The sequence below is a fragment of the Nocardioides allogilvus genome (assembly GCF_003047285.1).
Lineage (GTDB): Bacteria > Actinomycetota > Actinomycetes > Propionibacteriales > Nocardioidaceae > Nocardioides > Nocardioides allogilvus.
In genome coordinates, this window is record NZ_PZYX01000017.1 from 17,483 (window position 1) to 41,267 (window position 23,785).

Below are 23,785 nucleotides of genomic sequence, written 5' to 3' on the forward strand. Positions count from 1 at the left end.
GTCAGCGCAGCGTCGCATCGGTCGCAGGACGACCGGTCTTGTGGCTGTGGGGAACGTCGCTGCCCAAGCCGCGGTCGGTATGGTCGGCATGGAAGAGCGCCTCGTTCAGGAGGGCATGCACGTGGCTGCTACCTGCCGCGTAGTACATGAAGGTGCCTTCACGTCGTCCGGTCACCAACCCTGCTAGGCGCAGCTTGGCCAGATGCTGGCTCACCGCCGAGGGCGACGATTCGACCAGTTCGGCCAGGCAGTTGACCGAGGTCTCACCTTGGAGCAGCGCCCACAGGATACGGATCCGGGTGGGGTCCGCCAGGAGCCGGAACGCGTCGGCGGCGAGGGTGACCTGGCGTTCGTCGGGCATGGCGAAGTCTGGAAGTTCGGCGTGCATGAGATAATCATAGCGTTTGCGTATATGCGCGGACACGCGGATACTGGGCCGCATGTCAGACCACGAGCACGGGGGTGCCCCGGTGCATGGACACGACCACGCCGATGGGCTGCTCGGTAAGCTGAAGCACCTCGTCAAGCCGCACAGCCACGACGCCGCTGACTCCGTGGACAGCGAGCTGGAGGGCAGCGCTGAGGGCATCCGTGCGGTGAAGATCAGCCTGGTCGTGCTCGGACTCACGGCCGTAGCCCAACTCGGGGTCGTTTTCCTGACGAACTCGACGGCTCTGCTGGCCGACACGATCCACAACTTCTCCGACGCGTTGACCGCCCTGCCACTGTGGGTGGCCTTCGTGCTGAGCCGCCGCGCCGCCACCCGTCGCTACACCTACGGATTCGGCAGGGCGGAGGATCTGGCCGGAATCTTCATCGTCGTGATGATCGCGCTCTCGGCTCTGGTGGCGGGGTGGGAGTCGATCGACAAGCTGGTCAACGGTGCCACCGTTACCTACCCGTGGGTCGTGGCAGCCGCGGGTGTCGTCGGCTTCATCGGTAACGAGCTCGTCGCCGTCTATCGCATCAGGGTCGGGCGACGCATCGGTTCCGCAGCACTGGTCGCCGACGGTCTGCACGCGCGCACGGACGGATTTACCTCCCTGGCAGTGGTCGCGGGCGCCCTGGGCGTCCTCCTCGGCTACCCCCTGGCGGACCCCATCGTGGGCATCTTGATCACCCTCGCCATCCTCGTGGTGCTTCGAGGCGCCGCCCGGGACATCTACCGGCGCCTGATGGACGCGATCGACCCGGCGGTCACCGAAGCCGCCGAGCAGACGCTCCTGGACACCCCCGGGGTCACCGGCCTCGAGCGTGTCCGTCTGCGCTGGATCGGCCACCGGATCGTCGCCGACGCTGGCATCACCGTCGACGCAGGCCTGGGAGTCGTCGCCGCCCACGACATCGCCAACGAGGCACATCACCGACTGCTGCACGGGGTTCCCAAGCTTTCGGACGTCACGATCCACGTCAGCCCCGAACCGGCCGACGACAGCGATCACCACGACCTTCTCGACCACCATGCGTAGGGCGACGACGCAGCCACTGCGCGGCCGATGCCTCCTCTAGGCAGCCGCTCGATCAAGAAGGGGGGTTTGCGCAAGGAGTCCTGACTGGACGCTGACGATCGAGTCGAGCTGTCGCATCGAGACCAGCACCGTCGTTCGGCGTTCCTGTCCGCAACCTGACGTAGACGAGCCACCCATCGAGTTCGGAGTCGCAAGGGGCCCGGCCCTGTAGAAAAACCCGGGTGCAAAGGCCCGGTACACGGGCCCGGTACTGCCGGACAACCACACGATCATTTCCAGCGACGATGGCGAGCGGCCCCGTCCAGCGCAGGCGAGATGCCTCTACGAAACAGACAGGTGGGGCCGGTTGCGTTGAGCAACGAGCCCCACCGATGTGCCGACTGCCGGCGGTTCAGCGACCTGAACGGGGGACAGGTCGCTTACTCGGTCTCCCCGGACTCGTCGGCGTCCTGGTGGCCGGGCTCGTTGGGGTTGGCGTCGGGGCCCTGATTGGGACCGTCGTCGGCCTCCTCGGCGCCTTCAGCGCCCTCGGTTCCCTCAGCCTCGCCGGACTCGTCGGCGTCCTGGTGGCCGGGCTCGTTGGGGTTGGCGTCCGGGCCCTGGTTGGGACCGTCGGCGGCCTCCTCGGCGCCCTCGACCTCGCCGTCGCCTTCGGATTGCTGCACGATCGGGGCCGGGTCGTTGGTCGAGGCCTGGGCGGTGACTGCACCCCCGACGCCGAGTGCCGCCAAGATCGCGGCGGCGCCGGCGATTGCCGCGTTGCGCTTGAGGTTCCTCATGGTGTCTCCTCGGTGGGTGGTCGCCGGTTGCGACCTCGTGCCTTCAGAGTGCCTAGGGGTCGCTGTGAGGACGCTGAGGAATCCTGAGGACCTCCTCATCACCGCCCTCCAACCGGGCCGCTGGGTGGCACGTGTCCGCTCGGAACGGTTCGATGCTTCTTGCATCGCCGGCGGCTGACTAACGCCGGAGGGTGAACATGTCGACGAGCATCCCGTCCTGGTCGATGGCTCGGAGCACGATGCGGTCGCTGTAGACCAGCATGTCCACGAAGTGGAGTGTCGATGCGCTCACGGCGGTGAAGTCCTCGTGCCCTGTTGGTCGCAGCTTCGCACCAGCGCCGGACACGACGTAGGTCACGCCGTTGATGGCCTTCGAACGCTGGTAGTCGTGATCGTGCCCGGCAAGCACCAGAGGCACGTCGTACTTGTCGAAGAGCGGTGCCCAGAGCCGCTGCACTTCCTCGTCCGATCCGTGGTACCCGGCCGAGTAGGCGGGCTTGTGCATCGCGACGACGGTCCATGTGCCGGGTGGCTGGGGAGTCCCGAGTGTGTCTTCGAGCCATGCGGTCTGGCTGGGGTCATCGGTGTGTTCGGTGTCGAGGACGACCAACCGCAGCTGCCCGATACGCGTGGCATACCAGGTGGTGTCTCGTCCGAGAGTGCCCAGGATCTGCGTCTGTTCACCGCTGATGTAGTCATGGTTGCCCAGTACTGGCACCAGGGTGGTGCCGTTCTCGAGTAGGGCGGCGAACGGATCGGTGACGGCGTCGTCGACGAGGTCAACTTCACCGTCCTCGTAGATGAGGTCGCCCAGGAGCAGCAAGGCGTCGTAGGGTCCACCGTTTGCCTGCGCTTGCTCGGTCATCTGCTCGGCTGTCGCCTCCTCGGCGCTGTCGCCGGTCCCGGTGTCGCCGGCGACTGCGACCCGTACCAGCGGGGGTCGGGTGAGGGCTGGGACCTTGTCGCCGGTGACTGGCGACGGCAGATCCGCGGACCGGTCGAAGCCGATGAGGAGCACCGCCGCCGCGAATGCTGCCAGCGTTGCAATCATGGTGACGCCGATCAGGGTCCTTCGCCGGGTCAGCACACGGTCATGGTCGCCGAGTGGGCCTGAGAGAGCGCTGAGAACCCGTGCTGCCCGGTGGCGGGGGTTGGTCACGGCGGTTTGAGCTGTGTGGGTGGTCAGACCGGCGTGTGCGTGGCGCGGTGGCGCAGCGCGACCGCAAGTAGGGCCGCGGAGAGGACTTGAGCCACGGCCACCAGGGCGATGAGCAGGGGGCGGTGGTCGGTGTAGAGGCCGCCTGCCAGCGTCCCGCCGGCCAGGGCCGCGACGCCTTGGAACGCCGCGAAGACGCCGTAGGCGGTGGCGAGCCGGCGCTGGGGGACCAGGTCGGCCACCAGTGCCTTGACGGTCGAGTCCTGGACGCCGGTCACCGCCCCCCAGATGAGGACGCCCGCGAGGACGAGGGACCAGGTGTCGGAGAGGGCGAGCACCGGGACGGTGACGATGAGCGCCGGGAGCGTGTAGAGGATGGGGGCGCCCCAGCGGTCGTAGGCGAACCCGGTGCCCAGGGCGGCCACCGCCTCGGTCGCCATCGCGGCGGCGTAGAGGAGTGGGACCACGGCCGTCGCGACCAGTCCGGCCTCGACAAGGTGGTAGGAGATGACCCCGAACGTCATCAACCCCAGCGTGCCCAGGGCGCACGAGACGGCGAAGGCGTAGAAGTGCGCCGGCAGCGCCTGCGGCTCGACGACTGAGCTCCCGTGGGTCGACGGGCCACCCGGCCCCTCGTCCTCGTGCGGGGCCTCGAGCTCGGGTCGTGCTTCGTCCGAGTGGTGTTTGAGGGTGAGCAGCAGCAGCATGCACACCGCGCCCGGGACTGCCAGCGCCGCGAACGCGGGCCACTGGACACCGGCGAGGGCGATGACGCCGGCGACCAGGAGGGGACCGGCGAACGCCCCGACCTGGTCCAGTGCCTTGTGCACGGCGAAGCCACGGCCACGACCCACCGAGACCGCCACGCGCGCGAGCAGAGCGGACTTCGACGGGCTCCGGATGGCCTTCCCGGCGCGCTCGAGCAGGATCAGCGTCGCTGCCAGGAACAGGCCCGCACTGCCCACGAACGGCGCCACCGCCAGCAGAGGCACGCAGATCGCGGTCATCGCGTAGCCGAGGATGGTCAGCGACCAGTACCGGCCGCTCCGGTCCGCGAGCGGACCGGAGAACAACCGAAGGATCAGCGCCATCGCCTCGCCGGCGCCGGTGATGAGCCCGACGACGAGTGCGGTGGCGCCCAGGCTCCCGAGGAAGGGCCCCGCGATCGAGCGCATGCCCTCGTAGACCATGTCACCCGCGAGACTGACGGCTCCGAACGCGACGACCGTCCGCCAGGGCGACCACCTGGGCCGCCTGGGTGACTGGGGGCTTGGCGCGGATGCGTTCATCGACCCGTCTATCCCCGGGTGCGGTCGACGAGTAGCCACGCGGCCAAGCCTAGGCAGACTCGGCGCACGGAGCTGGGTTGCCCTCTTCAGTCGGCTTCTTCTGCGCCGCCGGCGTCCTTGGCGACGGTGAGGGTCTGGGGTGCACTGTCGGAGGCACTGACCTCGACGGTCACATCGAGCGGGTTGGTGTCGGTGTAGTAGAGGCCGTACTGGTTGGTGGGGAAGTGGTCGGCCTCACCCGTGTCGTCGAAGTGGATGACCCTGCTGGCTCCCGGTGCGACGGTGAAAGATGGCGGGAGCTTGGTGTAGTAGGACTCGGTGTCGGACGTCTTGGAGTCGGTGATCGTGTAGTACACCTCGAACCCGGACAGGTCGGCGCTGCCGCTGTTGGTGACCGCGATCTCGAGGTGGTCGTCCGCGGTCGCCCCGGAGGCGTCGACGTTGTTCTCGACCAGGACGCTGTCGATGGTCAGTGCCTGGGTCGTCGAAGTGTTCTTGATCGGGTTGGACTGGACCGGCAGGACCGCCGAGCTGTCGGCGGCACTTCCGCCTGCGGATGGGGTCGTGTCGCCGGCGCTGCTGGTGCTGGAGCCTCCGCATGCGGTGGCGAGTGCCAGGACGGCCACGGCCGCTACGGTTGCCAGGGCCGCTCGGGTCGCTCGGCCGGGGTGCCGGCGGGTGTGGTTCTGGTTCTGCTTCGTCATGAGTTTCCTCCGGTTGGGATGGGTTGTTGGCGGGTGAGGGTGCGGCGCAGGCCGAGGAACAGGACGGCGGCGTAGGCGAACAGCCAGCCGATGTCGTGACGGGTCTCGTTGAGGAGCCAGGGGAGGCCGTAGGGCCGGTAGCGTTCCTTGACGTCACTCATCGCGAACGCGAATCGCTCGAAGTGCTTGGCGAGCGAGGCTTCCTCGATGCCGGTCCGCACCTGCTCGTATCCGGTGAAGTGGGTGAGGACGGCGATTTCGCCGTCGTGGTTGAGCCCCAAGGCCTGGAACAGGCCCCCGGGGAGCTGGTTGTCCGCGTCGAGGGTGTCGCCGATTTGGGGGAGGACGAGGACGACCAGGAGCCAGATACCCAGTGCGATGACCAGGCCGTTGGCGGGCATCTTGGCCTTGGCGGTGGCGATGGCGCCCAGGCAGTAGAACGCGCTGAGGTAGAGCAGCGCCGCGACGCAGGCCAGCGTGAGCCGCAGGACTTGTGCGGGGTTGATCCAGTCGTTCCCGATGGTGCCGAGCGCGACGATGCCGACGACCGCGGTTGCTGCGATGAGGGTGGTGAAGATCGCTAGAGCGCCGAGGAAGGTTCCGGCGGCCAGCTCCGTGCCGGTCAACGGGCGGGACCGCAGCAGGGGGAGGGTGCGGCTGACCCGCTCGCGCGACACCGAGAGGTACCCGAGGGTGATCGCGATGATTGCCCCGATGATCTCCAGGTACTCGAATGCGCCGCGGAGCAGGGAGAGGACCGCGAGCGGCGAGGGGGCGATCCGGGTCAACCCCTGCGCTTGTGCGGCCGCACGGTAGGCGTCGTACTCCGCGAGCTGTGCGGCGTAGTCGGTGGCCCCGATGAACACGGAGAAGCCGGTGGCCACGACCAGGATGGCGAGCAGGATGATCAGTGCACGGCTTCGGACGGCGGCTCGATACTCGTGCCGGGCGACCTGCATGATGCGGTTCGTGGACTCACTCATCGGAGGCGCTCCTGGCGTAGTCGTGGCGCTGGATCCGCCAGAGCACCAGCACGAGGAGCCCAAACCCAGCGATGAGAGTGGGCACGATGGTGAGCACCGTCTCGGTGGTGGGGCTGGTGGGTGAGGTGCCGAGGATGTTTCCGGCGGCGGTCTTGTACTGCTCGACGATGGACAGTGGTTGGGCGTGCTGGGTGACTCGGAAGAACGCCTGGGAGGTGCCGGCGGGTTCGGTCAGCGGGTTGAGTGACTGTGTGGGTCGTAGCCCTGAGGTGAACTGGGGGACGACGAAGGTGATGACCAGCCACACGCCGATCGCGGAGAGCAGGGCCAGGGAGCGTCTGCGGGTGAGCAGGGCCGTCAGTATGCCGACCAGGACGAAGACCGCCAGGTAGGACCACGAGAGGACGTAGAACCCGGTGAGCCTGCCCAGGTCCGAGGGACTGAGGGTCCGGTTCACGGCGAGCAGCGCCACGATGCTGACCACGCCGCACCCCACCAGGGTCAGGGCCAGGAACCTGGTCGCAGCCAGAACCTTGCCCAGGGCGTACTGGGTGCGGGTGACCTGCCGGGTGAACAGGAGCCGACCCATCCCTTTGCTCTGGTCATCGACCATGCTCAGGTGCCCCACGACCAGTGCCAGGAGCGCCCCGATGAGCGGGATGTAGACCACCATGTTGGACAGCAGCGACAGGTTCGGCTTGAGCAGGAATGGGTTCGGTGGCGCCGGCTGTCCCGCGGCTGCCTGCAACCGGACCGCCTGGTCGAAGACCCGCACGATCGTGTGGTGGCTGGACCAGCCCAGGACCCCGGCTATGGCCGTGACGGCCAGCATCGTGATCAGCCCGACCAGGGCGACGTGTTGGCGTCGCAGCAGCAGGCTCTGCTGCGAGGCGATGGTGCCGATCATGAGGCAAGGTCCCCGACTCGGACGTAGATGTCCTCCAGCGAGGCCTCGTCGGGGAACCGTCGCATCGTTGCCTCGATGCTGTCGTTGTAGATGAGCTCGCCATGGTTGAGCACCCCGATCGTGGTGCACACCTTGGAGACCTCGTTGAGCTGGTGGGTGTTCATGAACACGGTCATGCCGAGGTCGCGGTTGAGTTGGAGCACGGTCTCGCGCAGCTGTCGCACCCCCATCGGGTCCAGGCCCGAGGTGGGCTCGTCGAGGAACAGGACGTGCGGTCGGTGCACGATGGCCTGGGCGATCCCGATCCGTTGCCGCATGCCTGTGGAGAACGTGCCCACCCGGCGCTTGGCAAGATCGGCACACCCCAGGTATTCGAGGGTTTCCCGTGCAGCGGCCCGGGCGTCGGGGACGCCGGAGAGCTTGGCGAGGAACTCCAGGTTCTCAGCGGCGCTCATGTGCCCGTACATGCGGACATCGGCCGGCAGGTAGCCGATGAGGCGGGTCACCTCGCGCCGGTCGGTGACCACGTCGTACCCGCAGATCGTTGCGGTCCCGCCCGTGGGCTCCAGCAGGGTGGTCAAGATGTTCATCGCGGTGGTCTTGCCGGCGCCGTTGTGCCCCAAGAAGCCGAAGATCTCGCCCTCCCCGATGCTCAGATCCACATCGCGCAACACCAGATCGGTGTCGTAACGGTGCTGGAGGCCCTGCAGCTCGATCACAGGTTCGCTCATGACGTTCTTCCTTACGTGCGAGTGGATGGGTGATGGTGCGTGTCTCGGAGCAAGCCGTCCGGGCGGAGAGGTGGGACCCGCTGCCAGGTGGCAACGGGCCCCACCGATGTACCGACGAACTGGCGACGCAGCGACCTAACGGGGGATCGGTCGGCTACTTGGTCTCGCCGGACTCGTCGGCGTCCTGGTGGCCGGGCTCGTTGGGGTTGACGTCCGGGCCCTGGTTCGGGCCGTCCTCGGCCTCGGCGCCCTCGGCGCCCTCGGCGCCCTCGGCGCCTTCAGCCTCGCCGGACTCGTCGGCGTCCTGGTGGCCGGGCTCGTTGGGGTTGGCGTCCGGGCCCTGGTTGGGACCGTCCTCGGCCTCCTGCGACTCCGTCTCGGTGCCCTCAGTGGCGTCGTTGACCTCGCCGTCACCGTCCGACGTCTGCACGGTCGAGGGGGCAGGGTTGGTGTCGGCCTGGGCCGCTGTGACGGCGCCGCCGAGGCCGAGAGCGGCCAGGACAGCGGCGGTCCCGACGACCGCGGCGGTTCGGTTGAGCTTCTTCATGGGACTTCCTTCCGTAGCGGTCGCGGTTGCGACCTGTAACCCAGAGTGCGCAAGGGCGACTGTGAGGGTGTTGAGGAATCCTGAGGGTGTTCTCAGCGCCGGGGCGAGAGATCGATGGTGATCGGGGACAGCTCGTGGGAGTCGACGTCCCTTCGGAGTGGTGGATCGCGCGGAGCATCGGACAACCGCCCTCACCCAGCGGTGCCTGGGCCTGTGCGCCTGTGCCGTCACTGCGGACCGGTGTGCGCATCGCAACGGGCCGGCGGCATCATCGGCGAGGCGATCGTTTCCCGCTCCAGGTGCGCACGGCTGTCGACCTCCTCGGGGTCAGCAGCAGAAATGGAGCGTTGCCGATCTGGTCGACCGACCAGATGCGCTCGCGTCGGCCTCGTGGAGAGGCGGACTGTACGTGGCTCATGTCCTCGCAGCCGCCCAGCCTCGAATCCAGGGAAGCGCCCAGACGTGTCCAGCGGTTGAAAACATCGCTGATCTTCGCGGCGACCTGATCCGCGTCACCCTGGGAGGGATAACGGCGCCAACCAGGACGGTCCCGTCGTAGCCACACTGCCAGACATGGGCGACCGAGGCGCCCCGGTTGCGTCGACGTCGCTGCTGGATCCCAGTGCCGGTAGCGACGCGGACGGCGTACCCGTCGCCGCTTCTCAGCATGTCCACAGTCGCGACCCGCCAAGATAGGTGCTGACAGGGAACGGAGGTCGGCCGGTGCGGGTACTTATGGTCGAGGACGAGGTTCGTCTCGCCGAGACGGTGCGCCGCGGACTGATCGCTGAAGGCTTCGTCGTCGACATCGTGCACGATGGCGCCGAGGGACTCGCCGAAGCGCAGGCGAGGGACTACGACGTGATCATTCTCGATATCATGCTGCCCTCGTTGAACGGCTACGACGTGTGCCGGGGACTGCGCGAGTCTGGTGTATGGACCCCGGTGCTGATGTTGACGGCCAAGGACGGGGAGTACGACCAGGTCGACGCCTTTGATCTCGGGGCGGACGACTACCTGACCAAACCGTTCTCCTTCGTTGTGCTGGTCGCCCGGCTCAGGGCACTGGTACGACGTGGTGCGCCGGAGCGTCCCACGGTCTTGAGGGTGGCGGACCTGACGCTCGACCCGGCGACGCGGGTGGTTCGGCGCGGCGAAACCGACCTCGACCTGACCCCACGGGAGTTCGGAGTGCTGCACTTCCTGATGCGCCACCCCGGCGAAGTGGTCTCGAAGCTGGAGATACTGCAGGGGGTGTGGGACGTGAACTACGAAGGCGACGAGAACGTCGTTGAGGTCTACGTGGGATACCTGCGCCGCAAGATCGACCAGCCCTTCGACCGCCAGTCGATCCAGACGGTCCGGGGCGTCGGCTACCGTCTGTCCGGCGCGGGGAGCTGAGCGGCCGATGCGAACGAGATTCCGTGGTGTGCGGTGGCGGACCACGGTGGCGGCCACCCTGGCCGTCGCGCTGTTCCTCGCCGTTGCCGCGCTGGCCTTCGCGTTCGCGCAGCGCCAGCAGCTCGAAGGGTCCATCACCGAGGCCGCACGTGGTCAGGCCGCGGATATCGGTGCGCAGGTCGCGGAGGGCGGCGCCGGCGCTGGGCTCACCACCGGTGCAGGGGATCAGTCCCTGGTGCAGATCGTCGACGCCGCTGGCAACGTGCTCGCCGCCAGCCCGTCGGTGGAGGGAGAACCACCGGTGGTGGACGCCCGACCCGAACCGGGAACCACCACCACGGTCCGTTCCCGCGCCCTGCCGATCGGGGAGGGCGAGGAGTTCGTCGTGGTCGCCCAGGGAGTCTCAGGTCCTGACGGGCCCGTGGTGGTCCTGGTCGCGCAAAGCCTCGAGCTGGTGGGACAGTCCACCGCGGTGGTGGTCAACCTGCTGCTGATCGGCTACCCCGTGGTCCTGCTGGGGGTCGCGCTTACCTCGTACTGGCTCGCGGGCAGAGCGCTCGCGCCGGTCGAGGCCATCCGTAGCCGGGTCGCGCAGGTCCAGGGAACCTCGGAGCTGGATGCGCGGGTGCCGGTGCCTGAGGGCGACGACGAGATCGCCCGGCTTGCCGTCACGATGAACGCAATGCTCGCCCGGCTCAAGACCGGCAGCGACCGCCAACGCCGATTCGTCGGAGACGCCTCGCATGAGCTGCGCAGCCCACTGGCCACCATCCGGGCCGCCCACGAGATCGCGGCGCTGCATCCCGAGAGCCGTGACTGGACCGCGACCAGCAGCGACGTGCTTGCCGAGCTCGACCGCCTCGACCGCCTGGTCGCGGACCTTCTCCTGCTGGCCCGCGCTGACGAGCACGGACTGAAGCTTCGATCTGTTGATGTCGACCTCGACGACCTGCTCACCCACGAGGCTGACCGACTCCGCAAGCTCGGACCCCTCAGCGTGACAGTCGCGGCGCCGCCTGTGCGCATCCACGGCGACCCCGTCCAACTGGCCCGGCTCCTGCGCAACCTGGCCGACAACGCCGCACGGCACGGCGAGACTCACGTCGATCTCAGCCTTCAGATCCGCGGCAGCAGTATCGAGGTCGCGGTCGAAGACGACGGACCGGGCATCCCAGAGGCCGACCGCGAACGGGTCTTCGAGCGCTTCGTGCGGCTGGACGAGAGCCGCGCGCGCGTGAGTGGCGGCACCGGCTTGGGGCTGGCGATCGCCCGCGAGATCAGCGTCGCGCATGGCGGCAGCCTCCGCGCCGAGGCCGGAGCGCAAGGTGCTCGCTTCGTCCTAACCCTCCCCTACGAGGAGCACGAGACCGGCGCTGTCGGCAGTCACGCCATCCAGTGATGCAGGGCCCGGTCAAATGGATAGAGGACCGTGTACGAACTCAGGATTGGTGGCACGGCTCCAGGCTCGTAGCAAAGCTCAGTTCCATCACCCGCCAAGCATTGCGTAGATCTCAGCGCCGTACGCGCAGGGTGGGTCACTGGTTATGCAAAGCAAAGCAAGCACGTGGAACCGGCTGGGCCACACCACTCGCTCGCGGATGCGGCACCGGGAGGGGGCGCTCCGGCTACACCCCCCCGGATTCGTCCGGCAGCCTCGATGTCGGTAATGTTCCGGTCTGAAAGGGAGTAGTCCCCAACACCCGTGTCGACATGCTGGCCCTCGGGCCCGGCGCGAGAGGCCACCTCGGTGGCGGACGAGACTTTCGACCAGTTGCAGACCCATTCAATGGACGCGCCTGGTCGAAGGGTCGTCCAGAGTCTGTGACACGCCCTCCGGCCAAGCCCGGAGAGGACTCCCAACCCATGTACGCGTTCCTGCTGAGCACCGCCGTGATCTTCGTGGCCGAACTCGGCGACAAGAGCCAACTGATGGCGATGACCTTCGCCGCCCGATACCGGGTACGTGACGTGCTCATTGGCATCACCGCCGCTACAGCCATCGTTCACCTAGCCTCAGTGGGCATCGGGTACTGGGTCGGCGACGCCTTCGCCGACCAACAGCACTGGATCTCGATAGTGGCTGGCGTCGCGTTCCTTGGCTTCGCCGCGTGGACCCTCCGCGGAGACGAGCTCACCGAGGACGAGGCAGCCAAGGCACGCTCCAGCCAGGGGGCGGCGATCCTTGCCGTCGGTGTCGCTTTCTTCCTCGCCGAACTCGGGGACAAGACGATGTTGGCCACCATCACGCTGGCGACCCAGGAGGGCTGGCTCGGGACCTGGATCGGCAGCACCGTGGGGATGGTCGCCGCCGACGCCCTCGCCATCGTCGTCGGAGCCCTGCTCGGCAAGAACCTCCCCGAACATGTCATCAAATGGGGTGCCGCCGCGCTGTTCGCCCTGTTCGGCCTGTTGCTTATCGCTGACGGTGTACGCATCCTCGTTTAGCTGGGATCCGACGGCCGCCGCGCTCGCCGGTGTCCCGTCATGGTCTCGGTGGGACGACCCCCTGGTCATCGGCGCCGGTGGCGGGCAGCGAGATCCACGGGTCGTGGTCACAGCGCGACCATGCCCAGCATCACCCCGCAACTGGGAGCCGGACCCTGCCTACCGTCGGTCATGTCCCGATTCACGACACGCCATCGGCGAACGTCCGGACAGCCAATCGTCGGGACCACCAGTGCCTCGAGGCGATGCCCCGGATGGCGTCGAGAGGTCCCCTCGGAGCATGACTTGGCGAATCTGTCGCAACTGGCGCTATTATCGCTGCATGGCGATCAAAGTGGTTGGTAGCGACTCCCTCGCTGCGGGCATCGACGAAGCCGCTGCAGGGCGGGCGGCAGCGTGCCTCTTCCGTGGCATGGGCGACGCGTCGCGGGTTGCGATCCTGCGGCACCTATTGCTGGGGGAGCACAAGGTCGCCGACCTGACCGCCCACCTGGGACTGGCTCAGTCGACGGTGTCCAAGCACCTCGCGTGCCTGCGCGACTGCGGACTGGTCGAGTCGCGGCCGGTGGGACGCTCGTCGGTGTTCTCCCTGACCCACCCGGACGCCGTTCTCAAGGTGTTCGCGGCCGCCGAGGAACTGCTTGCTGCCACCGGCGACGCGGTCACGCTCTGCCCGGTCTATGGCGAGGGAGCCGCGCAGTGAGCCCCAATCTCGAGATGCCGACCTTCACCGCCGACCCCGGCCGGCGCATGCAGCTCGGCCGCCGGGCTCAGTTGCTCGCGGCCGCCTCGGTCACCTGGAACGTCGTCGAGGCCGTCATCGCGATCACCGCGGGCCTGGTCGCCGGGTCGATCGCACTGATCGGCTTCGGGCTGGACTCGGTCGTCGAGGTCAGCAGCGGCCTGATCATCCTGTGGCAGTTCCGCCACGCCCTGCCCGAGTCGCGCGAGCGGACCGCGCTGCGGCTGATGGCGGTCTCCTTCTTCGCCCTGGCGGCCTACGTCAGCTTCGAGTCGGTGCGGGCACTGGTGACCGGCGCAGAACCCGACGCCTCGCCCGTCGGCATCGCGCTGGCGTCCCTCTCGCTCGTGGTGATGCCGTTCCTGTCCTGGGCCCAGCGGCGCACCGGACGCGAGCTCGGTTCCAACGCGGTGGTCGCCGACTCCACCCAGACGCTGCTGTGCACCTACCTGTCCGCGGTCCTGCTCGTCGGCCTGGTCCTCAACGCCACGCTCGGCTGGTCCTGGGCCGATCCCATCGCCGGGCTCGTGATCGCCGCGGTCGCGGTGAAGGAGGGCCGCGAGGCGTGGCGCGGCGAGAGCTGCTGCGCCGTACCTCCGGGCGAAGCCGCCGAGGCGGCTGTCTGCAACGACGGCTGCTGCCACGACGAGAAGCGCTGATGGGCGCGGGACACTCGCACGGGTCGCCAGCCGGTCACGCCGGTGGTCGCTACCGGACTCGCCTGGCCGGCGCGTTCGTCCTGGTCGCGGCCTTCTTCGTCATCGAACTCGTCGCCGGTGTCATCTCCGGCTCGCTGGCGCTGATCTCCGATGCCGGTCACATGGCCGCTGACGTCGTTGCGCTCGGCGCCGCGCTGGTGGCCACCAAGATCGCGACCCGGCCCGACTCGACCGGTCGCCGCACCTACGGCTCCTATCGAGCTGAGGTGTTCGCCTCCGGCCTGACCGTGCTGATCATGCTCGGTGTCTCCGTCTATGTCGTGGTGGAGGCGGTCGGTCGCATCAGCGCAGCGCCGGAAGTCACCTCGAGCGCCATGCTCGTCGTCGGCGTCATCGGTCTGGCCATCAATCTCCTCACCATGCTCCTGTTGCGCGCAGGATCGAAGGAGTCGCTCAACGTCAAGGGCGCCTACTTCGAGGTGGTCTCCGATGCGGCGGGCAGCGTCGGAGTCATCATCGCCGGGCTCCTGGTCGCCGCAACCGGCAACGGAGTCTGGGACACCATCGTCGCGCTCGGCATCGGCATCTTCGTCGCCGTCCGCGCCATCATCCTCGGCCGCCAGATCCTGGCGGTTCTTGGCCAACACATCCCGGAAGGTATGCAATTGGACGAAGTCGTGGCGGACCTTGAGGCCGTAGCCGGGGTAGCCGACATCCACGACCTCCACATCTGGACGCTGACGTCGGGGATGAACGTCGCCACCGCTCACCTCGTGGTTGACGAGGGTGTCAACCCGCAGACCGTCCTGGTCGCGGCACAGCACGCCCTGGCCGAGCGGCACCACATCGAGCACGCCACCCTTCAGGTCGAAGCCGTCAAGGGGGTGCAGTGCCATGAGCTCGGCTGGTGAGCTGCGACGGGTTCCGCCGCTCGGATGGATGGCCGTCGGCCTGGTGGTTCAGAGGCTACTTCCCGATCGCCATCGGCCCAGCCGGACGTCATTGGGGCTGGCAGTGGCCGTCCTCTCGGCCAGCCTGGGGCTGCTGGGCTGGGCCGTGACCGCCTTTAGGCGCCGGCAGACGACCGTCGATCCACTCTCACCGGAGCGCGCCAGCCAGCTCGTCAGCGACGGGCCGTTCCGGGCCACCCGGAACCCGATGTACGTGGCCATGGCGGGCGTCCTCGTGGCCAGTGCACTCGCCCGGCGCTCGACCCTCGGCTTTCTCCCCGCAGCCGGGTTCGCCCTCCGCATGACCAAGGCTCAGATCGAAGCAGAGGAGCGCGCGATGGCCGACAACTTCGGCGCGGAATGGGACCGTTACGTTGCCACCACGCCCCGGTGGCTGAGCCTCCGATCGTTCCCCAGCAGGAAGCCGACTGCATGAGAAGCCGCACCTACGTTGCCCTCACACTGACCGCGATCATCGGGCTGAGTGGCTGCGCCAACGACACCGACCGCACCGACCCGGGAAAGGACCTCACGATCGCGACTCCGACGTCCGACGTCACTCCCTCCCCGGACGACGCCGCGATGCCGCCATGGCCGCCCCCGAGCGACGTGGCCGCGCGCGTGGCAGCCGCCGGACTCGACCTGGGTCCCATGGGCACCGCCGAGCACTACCACCCCCAGCTCCGCATCGTCATCGACGGCGGCGAAGTCCCGGTTCCGCCCAACGTCGGTGTTGACCCGAGCACAGGTGCCATGTCTGCACTGCACACTCATGAAGGCGACGGAACCATCCACATCGAGGCCGACTCCGTGGGCGAGGTGTTCACGCTCGGCCAGTTCTTCACCCAGTGGGGCGTCACGCTGACCCCGGAGCAGATCGGCGGCGTCCGGGCGAAGGCGGGGCGACATGTCGTCGTCACCAGCAACGGCACCAAGGTCACCGGAGACCCGGCTGACCTCCGCCTGGAGCCCGACCAGCAGATCGTGCTCACCCTGCGATGACGGACGCCGGGAATCGACCCGTCATCGAATAGTCATCGGAAACGATGGGCAAGCGTTCCGAGACGTTCCGATACTGTTGGAGGCGTCCGATGGGGAACCTCCTCAACAACTCAGCCTTTTCTGACGAACCACCGCGGTGTGCAGCGGTGAGACGTCCGGCCGGTGGGCGGGGCTGGCATGGTCGCCGCTACGACAGGGCCATGACCACGATGATGAGCGCCGCGCTGCCGGCGACCGCCCCTGTCCACCCCGTCGACCCGATCGGCATCATGCCGCGCGGCTTGACCGACACCGATGGGGAGCGAATCGCCACCGCGATCGCTGCGGCCCGCACCGAGTCGACCCGCCGCGTCTACGCCGGCGTCTGGTCGCGATGGGAACGCTGGTGCGCCGGCCGCGGAGTGACGGTCCTGCCGAGCGACCCGCTAGCGGTGTGCGCCTACCTGACCGAGCAGGCCGCCGCCGGCCGTGCCATGGGCACCCTCGACCTCATCTGCACGGTGATCCGCCATGTCCACCTCACGTGCGACCTGCACAACCCCGCAGACGCCCTCGCCGTCCGCCAGGTGCGGCGCGGGCTTCGTCGTACCTACGGCTCAGCCCCCCGGCGTCTCGCCCGACCCCTGTCGGTGGAAGAGATCCGTCAGATCATCCACGGCATCGACCGCAGCACCCCGATCGGTGTCCGCGACGCCGCGATCATCCTGCTCGGCTACGCCTCGGCCCTGCGACGCTCCGAGCTCGTTGCCCTCACCCTGGCCGATGTCGAGGACAAGCCCGCTGGGTTCCTGCTCCACATCCGGCGGTCCAAGACGGACCCCGAAGGCCACGGCGAGGTGGTGGGCGTCGCCCACGGACAGCACGCCGCCACCGACCCCGTCGCCGCCCTCAACGCCTGGCGCGAGATCCGCGGCGCGGCCCCCGGACCGGTCTTCACCCGCATCTGGGGGAGCACCGTCAGTCTCCAGGCGCTCAGCGGACATGTTCCGGCGCGGATGCTCCGCGCTAGGGCCGAAGCCGCCGGACTCGACGGCACCCGGATCACCGCCCACTCGATGCGCGCCGGCCACGCCACCACTGCCGCTCTCGCCGGCGTCCCACTCGACCGAATCGCGGCACAGACCCGACACAAGGACCTCTCCGTCCTCCTCAACCGCTACATCCGCCCCCTCGAGGCGCTCGCGACAACCTCGAGCAAGGACCTCGGGCTGTAGTAGCCGTCGGGGCGATCGCGGCGACGATGCGCCGGGCGTCGATCTGCAGCCCCCGCAGGTTGCCTTGCGGCGCTGCTGTCAAACCTCATCACATGAATGGCCGGGTGCCCGCAGCAACTCATGGCGTGTGGCTGACCTGCAGGGACCGCGCACTCGTGGCGCGCGGCCCGCCGCAGACCCGGGGTCAGTGGCTGTGCGACGTGTGACCGTCGTCGGCGGGCTCGGCCGGAGCCTGGTTGGGCTCGTGGCCCGTGTGGTCCTCGCCTGCCGGTGCCTCGGCCGGGGCTTCAGGCGCGTTGGACGTCGAGTCCCCGCCGTGGCTGTGGCCCTCGGAATCGATGGTCGTACCGATTGCAGTCATGCCCACCCAGGTAAGTCCGGCGACTAGGAGTACGCCGGCGCCAAAAAGGCTGAACGCGTGCCGCCACCGGCCGTCGTTGTCCTTGGCAATGAACGCGGCGAACGACATCACGAGGCCGATCGGCGTCATCATCGCGGAGCGCTCAGGGAACTGGGTGAAGTGCTGGATGCCGCCGCCAACCATGCCAACGCCGAAGGAGAGCAGCAGGGAGAAGGCGACGAGGCCGAGGGCCTGTCGGGCGTTCGGTCGTTCGGTGGCGAGGATGAACTCGTTCACGATCGTGCCGAGCAGGAACACGAACGCGCCGACGATGCAGATGACGGTGTACTGAAGCGGGTCGATCGGGTAGTGGACGACGGCGCCGGCGATGAGGGCGGCGCCCATGAAATAGAGCATCGCGCCGATGTAGCGCGAGTAGAGCCCGGGAGTTCGTTTCGCGAACTCCGCCTCGTAGGCGGTCACGTCTTCGGGGGAGAGGTCATTCTGAACTGTCATGTCTGATGGTGCCTTTCAAATCTGGGTGTGTGAGAGCAGGCGGAAGCGGCGCCGGCACCGAGTGATGGTGCGGCGTGGCGCCGGTCGTCTGCTCAGCAGCGCAGAATCGACAGACGATGCAGACAGGGAGGGTCTGCGGATCGCGAGAGAACAGCGATGCGTGGGCCGATCCACCGGGGTGCGATGTACAGGATTCCCCGCGAGATGCCACGGCTCAGCGCGAGTGCAATGAGCGCGGCCATGAGGCAGAGAAGCGCCATGCACAACTCGGTGACGCTGCCGTTGTCATCGTCGGCGGGCGACTCGGAGTCTGCTGACTGTGGCGCTTTGGTCCCAGCGGGTTCGGTGTGGTGCCCGCGGTCGGCCGCTTCCGCAGCGAGCGGAAGTGCCGCATGGCCGGCATGACCTCGCTCGTGCGATGTGAGCGAGTGCATGGCGAAGACGCCGAAGATAACCGCAAAGAGGGTCGCCAGCACCAGGGCGCTGCGTTGCCTCCTGTGCCCGGTCACGCTTGAAGACCATACGGAGGCCAGGTAGCGAATTACCAAACTGAAGGCGTCAACACGCGGGAATGCGTCGAGAGTCACGGCCCAGAACGGGGGTGCTCGGTCACCGTCCTACGTGCTGGCTAGATCCGTGGGAGGGGGCCGCGCCACGACCTCGAGCCGCGGCCTCGGGCTCTGAGCCCAACCAACTACCCGGGGGGGGGTAGCGGGCTCAATCCAGGCCGTGTTCAGCAGGGGTGGGTTGGGCCCCAACCGTGGCGGCCCTGATGAATTCCGGGGTTGTGGTCGCCACTGAAGCCCATGGTCTGGGCGCAGGTGCTGACGTGGTGGCCGAAGTCGCTTGCGGCCGCCGCCGGGGTGGTCGCACCTACGGTGAGCACCCCGGCCGCCACAGCAGTTCCGATGGCAGCGAACTGAGTCATGTGCTTGAACATTTGTATCGCCTCAATTTCGTTTCATGCGTGCGCCGGGTGCGCCCTACGTGATGGTTTCGGTAGGGGAGTGCCGGCGATGCTGCGTAGCAGCACGGTCGCGGTGAGGAGGAGGACGGCTATCCATCCGAGTCCGAGCGTGAGGGAGGCGGCCTCGTCGAAGCCGCTGGTGAGTGCGCCGTCGATCATCACCCTGGTTCCGCCGTACCCGGGCAGCCAGTGTGCCCAGGACGCGGGTTCGCCGCGCAGCATCGGGCTCTGGCCGATGCCCAGATCGAGAAACGGTATGAGAAAGGCCATGAAGGTGCCGCTGACCCGACCGAAGACCGGGCCGAGCACGACGCCGATCAGGGCGTAGGTGACGGCGAGCAGGGCGACGCCGCCGATGTAGACGCCCCAGTTGCGGGCGTCGAACACAGTGGCGGTGACCGCGAGTGAGACCGCGGTGGCGATGGCGGCGGCGGTGAGCACCATGGTGAGCCGGGTGGCCAGCAGCACGGACGGGCGTTGTCCTGCCAAGGCGAGGCGACGGTCGGCGGCGCGGGCGTCGAGGACGACGAAGACGCCGACCAGGGCGGCCAACGATGCGATGGCCACCGGTGCCATGGTGCCGCCGTGCATCTCGACCGGGTCGACCATGGACGTGATCTTGGCGCCGGCCTCACGGAGTACGACCGGGGTGTGCCCGTGTGGGGTGACCGCGTCGGACAGGAGGATGAAGACTGCCGGGACGATCGCGAGCAGGAGCCACAGCACCGGGGTACGCCGCCAGTCGTGCCAGCCCATGCGCAGGCTCGTGAGCAGTTGGCCGACCCGCCCCGTGCGGCTTGCCCGTCGGGTGCGCCCCGTGGTTGTGGTGCTGGCAATGACCCACAGGGCGAGAGCAAGTGCGGTGATCACCCATCCGAGCGACACCGCGAGCTCTTCGGGTCCACCGTGTCCCGAGGGCAGGGCCACCGTCCACAGCGAGATGAAGTGGGTGGGCAGCAGTCGCAGCACAGCGGACTCTGAGCCGCTGAGGGTGGGGCCGAAGAAGGCGTCGAGGATCCAGATGAACATCAGGATCACGGTGCCGTTGACCGCGTTCGGGACGAGCGCACCCACCACCGCCCCGAGTCCGAGGTAGACCACTGCGAACATGACTGTGCCGGTGGCGACCCGCCACGGGTCGTCGACCGGTCCTCGGGCGGTGAGTGCGAGCACCGCTACCAGGGTGGCCATCAGGGCCAGGACGGCGCCGGCCGTCAGCCGAGCGGTCGCCAGCCGCAGCCGTGCCAGTCCGGCGAGCGCGAGCCGGCGGTCGGTGGTGCGAGCGGTCGAGATCTGGAAGTACATCGCGACCGCAGACAGGAAGGCGGCCGCCCATCCTGCGGTGACGGTTTCGACGGCGGGGCCGCCTCCGGTGCCGCCCAGCAGCCGGGCGGCGTCAGCCATGGGCGGGGCCGCGACCACGACGAAGACGACGGGGATGACGGCGAGCAGGACCAGGTTGGGACCGTTCCTGGTGTAGTCGGCCAGGAAGCGTCGGACAAGCAGAGCGGTGGTGGTCATCGCGGCCACGCCTTGCCATCGCGGATCTCGACGATCCGGTCGAACCGCGCCTCGTCGACGACGAAGTGGCTGACGATCAGGACCGTGCGACCGGCGACGCGCCGCTCGTCCACTAGGTCCCAGAACTTCAGGTAGGTGTCCCAGTCGAACCCGGCGTACGGCTCGTCCAGAAGCAGCAGCGCCGGATCGGGCAGCAGCGCCAGACCCAGGTTGAGCTTGGCCAGAGTGCCGCCCGAGAGTCGCTCCGCCCGGGTCTCTGCGAAGCGCTCGAAACCCAGCGAGTCGTAGATGGCCGCCCTGCTCTCCCGCTCATGTTGAGTGGTCATACCGTAGGCGTGGCCGAACAGCTCGAAGTGCTCGTCGCAGGTCAGTCGCGGGTAGACCAACGGCTCCTGGGGGCAGTAGCCGACCAGGCCGCTCCTGGTGAGGGTGCCTGCGTCGGCCCGCAGGTCTCCCACCAGGATCCTCATCAGTGTTGACTTCCCGGACCCGTTCTCACCGACGAGGCCGACGACCTCGCCTTGCCCGAGGGTGATGTCGGCCCCGGTAAGAACCTGAACGCGGTTTCGGGGTGACCATAGGTTGCGTCGGTAGGACTTCTCGATCCCTCGTGCGGTGAGAACTGACCCCTCGTGAGTGGCACCCTTCGGCTCGGCTGCCAGGGTTTCGGCTTGGTCGGGCGCCGCTACCTTGATGCTGAACAGACGTTGCATCGTCATCACTTCTTCGAGGGGCCATCTCGCCGGGACTGAGGAGCCCGTTGAGTACCTACTTGTGGTTGTGGCCGCCGGGCATCATGAACATCATCGCGGCCATCATCGCCACGCAACCCAGAGCCCACAGCACTGCACCGGAGCCCGCTGCTCCTGTGGCCAGCAACAGCACCACGATCACCACCATCGGGATGCAGCAGATCATCATCATCCATCGGTGTGCCCCGTGTGCTCCTTGACTGGATTCGGGTGAGTGGGTGTGTCCGGTCTCCGGGGTAGCTGTCGGTGACGGGTCGTGGAACGGACGGCGGGGGCCGGGGGTCGGGGTGGTCATGATGTCCTCTCCTTCAGTGATGTCGGCACGTGGCCGAGCCGGGCGTAGAGCGGGCAGTGCCCGAGCGCGCCGGTGACGACCAGGTCGAGGCCGGCGAGCACGAGGAGCAACTCGAGGACGACCACGAGCGCACCCGAGGCTGACGTGAGCAGGGCGACTCCGGCAACCGCGGCGAAACCTCCGACCACGATTCGTGCGATTCTCTCGGCCGGCGTGATGTTGACCTTCCAACTCCTTGCCATGACTCTCAGCTCCTTCCCCGACCCGGCGTGTCCGGGTCCTTGCACTTCTGAGCGTCGTCCCTGGGGGTCAAGATCGCTCTGGCTGTTCCGTGAAGGTTCTTTGAAGATCCCGCCGGGGTGTTGGGGTACGCGGCGCGTCGTTTCGGGAGGTGGGGGTTGGCCTGAGCTGTCAGTCGTGGTGTTCGTCGTGGTCGGGATCGACCTGCTCGGTGGGTACGGGTGCTGGCTGTGGGTCGGCGTCACTGATGGCGGGACCGATGACGAGGGCCGAGAGCGAGAACATCAGCGCGAACACGGCCAGCGCGAGGGCGGGTGCTTTCCACGTGCCGAATCGTCGGTACAGGCGCCGGAGCAGGGGGAGGGAGAAGACCAGGCCCAGCACGGCAAACGCCACGTTGCCGGTGACGCCGGTCACCAGCACCGCACCTCCGAGCAGTCCCACGTGGTGCAGTAGGTGGGGGAGCAGGCCCATGATGCCGCCGACGAGCGCGGTCACCGCGCTCCAGGCGGCGGCCAGGACACCACGGTGTGGGGGCTGCTCGCCGACGGCGGGCTCTTCGTGACGAAGGCCCTTGACCGCGTCGGCCGATGTCGCAGGGTGATGGTCGGACACGGTCACTCCCGGGCCTGGTAGGAAAGCGTGGTCATCATGCCGGTCTCCGCGTGGTAGATGTTGTGGCAGTGGGCCGCCCACTGGCCGGGGTTGTCGGCCTGCAGGTCCACGTCCAGGGTCTCCATGGGGCGGACGATGACCGTGTCCTTGCGAGCCCCTCCCTTGGCCAAGGCGAAGGTGTGCCCGTGTACGTGCATGGGGTGGAACATCATCGACTGGTTGACGAATCGCAGCCGGACCCGCTCCCCCTGGACCAGCGGCAGGGGTTCGGCGTCGGGGAACGTCTTGCCGTTGATGGTCCACCGGTACGGCGCCATGGTCCCCGCAAGGACGAGGTTGTGACGTCGGTCGATCGACCGCCGGTCCAAGCGGGCGGACTCCGCCGCCGACAGGCCGGTGCCGAGCAGCACCTGGCCCGACAGCTCGCGAACCTTCACGCCCGCGACAGGGGGGCGCCCAGTCCCGGTGCGGATCACCGCGAGCCCCTGGCCCTGTTTTCCCTCCGCCGAGGCGACCAGGGGAAACACTCCCTCGCCCAGCGTGAGGGTCACGTCGAAACGCTCGCCCATCCCGATCAGCAGCGCGTCGGTGAGCACCGGCGCGACCGGGAAGCCGTCGCTGTGCGTGACGGTCATCCGGTGTCCACCAACGGCGACCCGGAACGCGGTGTCTGAGCCGGCGTTGACGAACCGGATCCGGACCCGTTGACCCGGCTTCGCCGACAGTGTGACTGGATCAGTGGGGGTCCGTCCGTTGAGAAGGTAGTGCGGGTAGACGATGTCACCCGCACTACCCAGCAGCGGGGACTGCATGCCGCCCATCTCGCCCATCATCGACCCGCCCATCATCGAGCCGTGGTCCATCCCCTCCATGTCGCCCATGGATCCGTCGCTGCCACTGACCTGCTGCAGTTTGGTGAGGATCTGGTCGGGGGTGCGGCCGGTGCCATCGACCCAGTCGTCGAGGACGACGATCCACTCGTCGTCGTAGCCGCCGGGCTCTGCGGGGTCGTCGACGATCAGGACGCCGTACAGGCCCCGGTCCAGCTGGACGCCGGAGTGCGGGTGGTAGAAGTACGTGCCTGGGTGCGGGGCGGTGAACTCGTAGTCGAACGATTTGCCGGCTGGGATGGGGTCCTGGGTCAGGTGCGGGACGCCGTCCATGTCGTTGCGCAACGCGAGGCCGTGCCAGTGCACGCTCGTCTCGACCGGAAGCTGGTTGTCGACCGTGACGCGCAGCAGGTCGCCGGCGCGCGCTCGAAGCATCGGCCCTGGGACCTGCTCGCCGTAGGCCCAGGTGTCGACGGTCCGGGCCCCGAGGTCGACCGTGACCGGCCGGGGGGTCAGTCGCGCCGAGACGACCCGACGACCCGGGACGCGGCGGGATAGTTCGGCGGCCGCCACGGCGGGGGAGCCGGGCCGGACCAGCGTGAGCGTTCTGGCTCTGTCGCTGCAGGCGGACAGGCTGCCCACGGCAGCGACGCTGGCCAGGCCGGCGGCGGCCTGGACGAGCGTGCGGCGCGAGACGGATGGCAAGGTGGAGCCCTTCATAGAAATGGTGC

27 protein-coding genes are annotated in these 23,785 nt (G+C 68.2%); 10 read left to right on the forward strand and 17 right to left on the reverse strand.

Features of this window, described 5'->3' with window-relative positions; genetic code table 11:
* Position 1: 1 nt before the first annotated feature.
* The gene (locus C9J87_RS18295; RefSeq protein ID WP_010831427.1) at positions 2-388 is read right to left on the reverse strand and encodes an ArsR/SmtB family transcription factor; all 387 of its coding nucleotides are present in this window, start codon (positions 386-388) and stop codon (positions 2-4) included.
* Between the two features lie 52 nt (positions 389-440).
* On the opposite strand from C9J87_RS18295, the gene C9J87_RS18300 reads away from it, so the two are divergent.
* Positions 441-1,469 carry a cation diffusion facilitator family transporter gene (locus tag C9J87_RS18300; RefSeq protein WP_051204094.1) on the forward strand — a complete coding sequence of 343 codons (1,029 nt, stop codon included), beginning with the start codon at positions 441-443 and terminating at the stop codon, positions 1,467-1,469.
* Between the two features lie 419 nt (positions 1,470-1,888).
* Here the strand turns inward: C9J87_RS18300 and C9J87_RS18305 are convergent, their stop codons facing one another.
* The 8 genes from C9J87_RS18305 to C9J87_RS18340 all read right to left on the reverse strand — a co-directional run bounded on the left by C9J87_RS18305 (position 1,889) and on the right by C9J87_RS18340 (position 8,565).
* On the reverse strand, positions 1,889-2,248 hold the full coding sequence (locus tag C9J87_RS18305) for a hypothetical protein (protein WP_010834830.1): 360 nt from the start codon (positions 2,246-2,248) through the stop codon (positions 1,889-1,891).
* 178 nt (positions 2,249-2,426) lie between these two features.
* Positions 2,427-3,335 carry a metallophosphoesterase family protein gene (locus C9J87_RS18310; RefSeq protein ID WP_010834831.1) on the reverse strand — a complete coding sequence of 303 codons (909 nt, stop codon included), beginning with the start codon at positions 3,333-3,335 and terminating at the stop codon, positions 2,427-2,429.
* Between the two features lie 95 nt (positions 3,336-3,430).
* The gene (locus tag C9J87_RS18315; RefSeq protein WP_010834832.1) at positions 3,431-4,594 is read right to left on the reverse strand and encodes an MFS transporter; all 1,164 of its coding nucleotides are present in this window, start codon (positions 4,592-4,594) and stop codon (positions 3,431-3,433) included.
* Positions 4,595-4,779: 185 nt separating this feature from the next.
* Positions 4,780-5,397: a hypothetical protein gene (locus C9J87_RS18320; protein ID WP_010834833.1), complete on the reverse strand. Its 618-nt coding sequence runs from the start codon at positions 5,395-5,397 to the stop codon at positions 4,780-4,782.
* On the reverse strand, positions 5,394-6,380 hold the full coding sequence (locus C9J87_RS18325) for an ABC transporter permease (RefSeq protein WP_010834834.1): 987 nt from the start codon (positions 6,378-6,380) through the stop codon (positions 5,394-5,396). Before C9J87_RS18325 ends, C9J87_RS18320 begins: the two co-directional genes overlap by 4 nt.
* Positions 6,373-7,287, reverse strand: coding sequence for an ABC transporter permease (locus C9J87_RS18330; protein ID WP_010834835.1), 915 nt, complete (start codon positions 7,285-7,287; stop codon positions 6,373-6,375). Before C9J87_RS18330 ends, C9J87_RS18325 begins: the two co-directional genes overlap by 8 nt.
* On the reverse strand, positions 7,284-8,018 hold the full coding sequence (locus tag C9J87_RS18335) for an ABC transporter ATP-binding protein (RefSeq protein WP_010834836.1): 735 nt from the start codon (positions 8,016-8,018) through the stop codon (positions 7,284-7,286). The genes C9J87_RS18330 and C9J87_RS18335 overlap by 4 nt, the downstream gene beginning before the upstream one ends.
* Positions 8,019-8,172: 154 nt before the next feature.
* Positions 8,173-8,565 carry a hypothetical protein gene (locus C9J87_RS18340; RefSeq protein WP_010834837.1) on the reverse strand — a complete coding sequence of 131 codons (393 nt, stop codon included), beginning with the start codon at positions 8,563-8,565 and terminating at the stop codon, positions 8,173-8,175.
* Positions 8,566-9,300: 735 nt separating this feature from the next.
* On the opposite strand from C9J87_RS18340, the gene C9J87_RS18345 reads away from it, so the two are divergent.
* The 9 genes from C9J87_RS18345 (at position 9,301) to C9J87_RS18385 (ending at position 16,978) form a co-directional block, all read left to right on the forward strand.
* Positions 9,301-9,966 carry a response regulator transcription factor gene (locus C9J87_RS18345; RefSeq protein WP_010834838.1) on the forward strand — a complete coding sequence of 222 codons (666 nt, stop codon included), beginning with the start codon at positions 9,301-9,303 and terminating at the stop codon, positions 9,964-9,966.
* A gap of 46 nt (positions 9,967-10,012) precedes the next feature.
* Complete coding sequence (locus C9J87_RS18350; protein WP_198652406.1) at positions 10,013-11,365, forward strand: sensor histidine kinase; 1,353 nt, start codon at positions 10,013-10,015, stop codon at positions 11,363-11,365.
* Between the two features lie 464 nt (positions 11,366-11,829).
* Positions 11,830-12,411, forward strand: a complete 582-nt coding sequence (locus tag C9J87_RS18355; RefSeq protein WP_010834840.1) for a TMEM165/GDT1 family protein — start codon at positions 11,830-11,832, stop codon at positions 12,409-12,411.
* 322 nt (positions 12,412-12,733) lie between these two features.
* Complete coding sequence (locus C9J87_RS18360; RefSeq protein ID WP_036491572.1) at positions 12,734-13,114, forward strand: ArsR/SmtB family transcription factor; 381 nt, start codon at positions 12,734-12,736, stop codon at positions 13,112-13,114.
* The gene (locus C9J87_RS18365) at positions 13,111-13,812 is read left to right on the forward strand and encodes a cation transporter (RefSeq protein ID WP_442937089.1); all 702 of its coding nucleotides are present in this window, start codon (positions 13,111-13,113) and stop codon (positions 13,810-13,812) included. The genes C9J87_RS18360 and C9J87_RS18365 overlap by 4 nt, the downstream gene beginning before the upstream one ends.
* Positions 13,812-14,723 (forward strand): cation diffusion facilitator family transporter, encoded by a 912-nt coding sequence (locus C9J87_RS18370; RefSeq protein WP_010834843.1) that lies wholly within the window; start codon positions 13,812-13,814, stop codon positions 14,721-14,723. The genes C9J87_RS18365 and C9J87_RS18370 overlap by 1 nt, the downstream gene beginning before the upstream one ends.
* 103 nt (positions 14,724-14,826) lie before the next feature.
* A complete protein-coding gene (locus C9J87_RS18375) occupies positions 14,827-15,198 on the forward strand; it encodes a methyltransferase family protein (RefSeq protein WP_010834844.1) in 372 nt (123 codons plus the stop codon).
* On the forward strand, positions 15,195-15,764 hold the full coding sequence (locus C9J87_RS18380) for a hypothetical protein (RefSeq protein WP_036491575.1): 570 nt from the start codon (positions 15,195-15,197) through the stop codon (positions 15,762-15,764). Before C9J87_RS18375 ends, C9J87_RS18380 begins: the two co-directional genes overlap by 4 nt.
* 200 nt (positions 15,765-15,964) lie before the next feature.
* Positions 15,965-16,978 carry a site-specific integrase gene (locus tag C9J87_RS18385; RefSeq protein WP_010834846.1) on the forward strand — a complete coding sequence of 338 codons (1,014 nt, stop codon included), beginning with the start codon at positions 15,965-15,967 and terminating at the stop codon, positions 16,976-16,978.
* 184 nt (positions 16,979-17,162) lie between these two features.
* On the opposite strand, the gene C9J87_RS18390 is transcribed toward C9J87_RS18385, so the two are convergent.
* The 8 genes from C9J87_RS18390 to C9J87_RS18425 all read right to left on the reverse strand — a co-directional run bounded on the left by C9J87_RS18390 (position 17,163) and on the right by C9J87_RS18425 (position 23,774).
* On the reverse strand, positions 17,163-17,834 hold the full coding sequence (locus C9J87_RS18390) for a hypothetical protein (RefSeq protein WP_010834847.1): 672 nt from the start codon (positions 17,832-17,834) through the stop codon (positions 17,163-17,165).
* Positions 17,835-17,926: 92 nt separating this feature from the next.
* Positions 17,927-18,421: a DUF6153 family protein gene (locus C9J87_RS18395; protein WP_156887282.1), complete on the reverse strand. Its 495-nt coding sequence runs from the start codon at positions 18,419-18,421 to the stop codon at positions 17,927-17,929.
* 374 nt (positions 18,422-18,795) lie between these two features.
* Positions 18,796-20,322 (reverse strand): ABC transporter permease, encoded by a 1,527-nt coding sequence (locus tag C9J87_RS18405; RefSeq protein ID WP_107706272.1) that lies wholly within the window; start codon positions 20,320-20,322, stop codon positions 18,796-18,798.
* Positions 20,319-21,041, reverse strand: coding sequence for an ATP-binding cassette domain-containing protein (locus tag C9J87_RS18410; protein WP_332871078.1), 723 nt, complete (start codon positions 21,039-21,041; stop codon positions 20,319-20,321). Before C9J87_RS18410 ends, C9J87_RS18405 begins: the two co-directional genes overlap by 4 nt.
* Positions 21,042-21,090: 49 nt before the next feature.
* Positions 21,091-21,369: a hypothetical protein gene (locus tag C9J87_RS19800; protein WP_156887283.1), complete on the reverse strand. Its 279-nt coding sequence runs from the start codon at positions 21,367-21,369 to the stop codon at positions 21,091-21,093.
* On the reverse strand, positions 21,366-21,611 hold the full coding sequence (locus C9J87_RS18415) for a YgaP family membrane protein (RefSeq protein ID WP_010834851.1): 246 nt from the start codon (positions 21,609-21,611) through the stop codon (positions 21,366-21,368). Before C9J87_RS18415 ends, C9J87_RS19800 begins: the two co-directional genes overlap by 4 nt.
* Before the next feature lie 169 nt (positions 21,612-21,780).
* On the reverse strand, positions 21,781-22,224 hold the full coding sequence (locus C9J87_RS18420; protein WP_198016896.1) for a hypothetical protein: 444 nt from the start codon (positions 22,222-22,224) through the stop codon (positions 21,781-21,783).
* A 2-nt stretch (positions 22,225-22,226) separates the two neighbouring features.
* A complete protein-coding gene (locus tag C9J87_RS18425; RefSeq protein ID WP_010834853.1) occupies positions 22,227-23,774 on the reverse strand; it encodes a multicopper oxidase family protein in 1,548 nt (515 codons plus the stop codon).
* Positions 23,775-23,785: the final 11 nt, after the last annotated feature.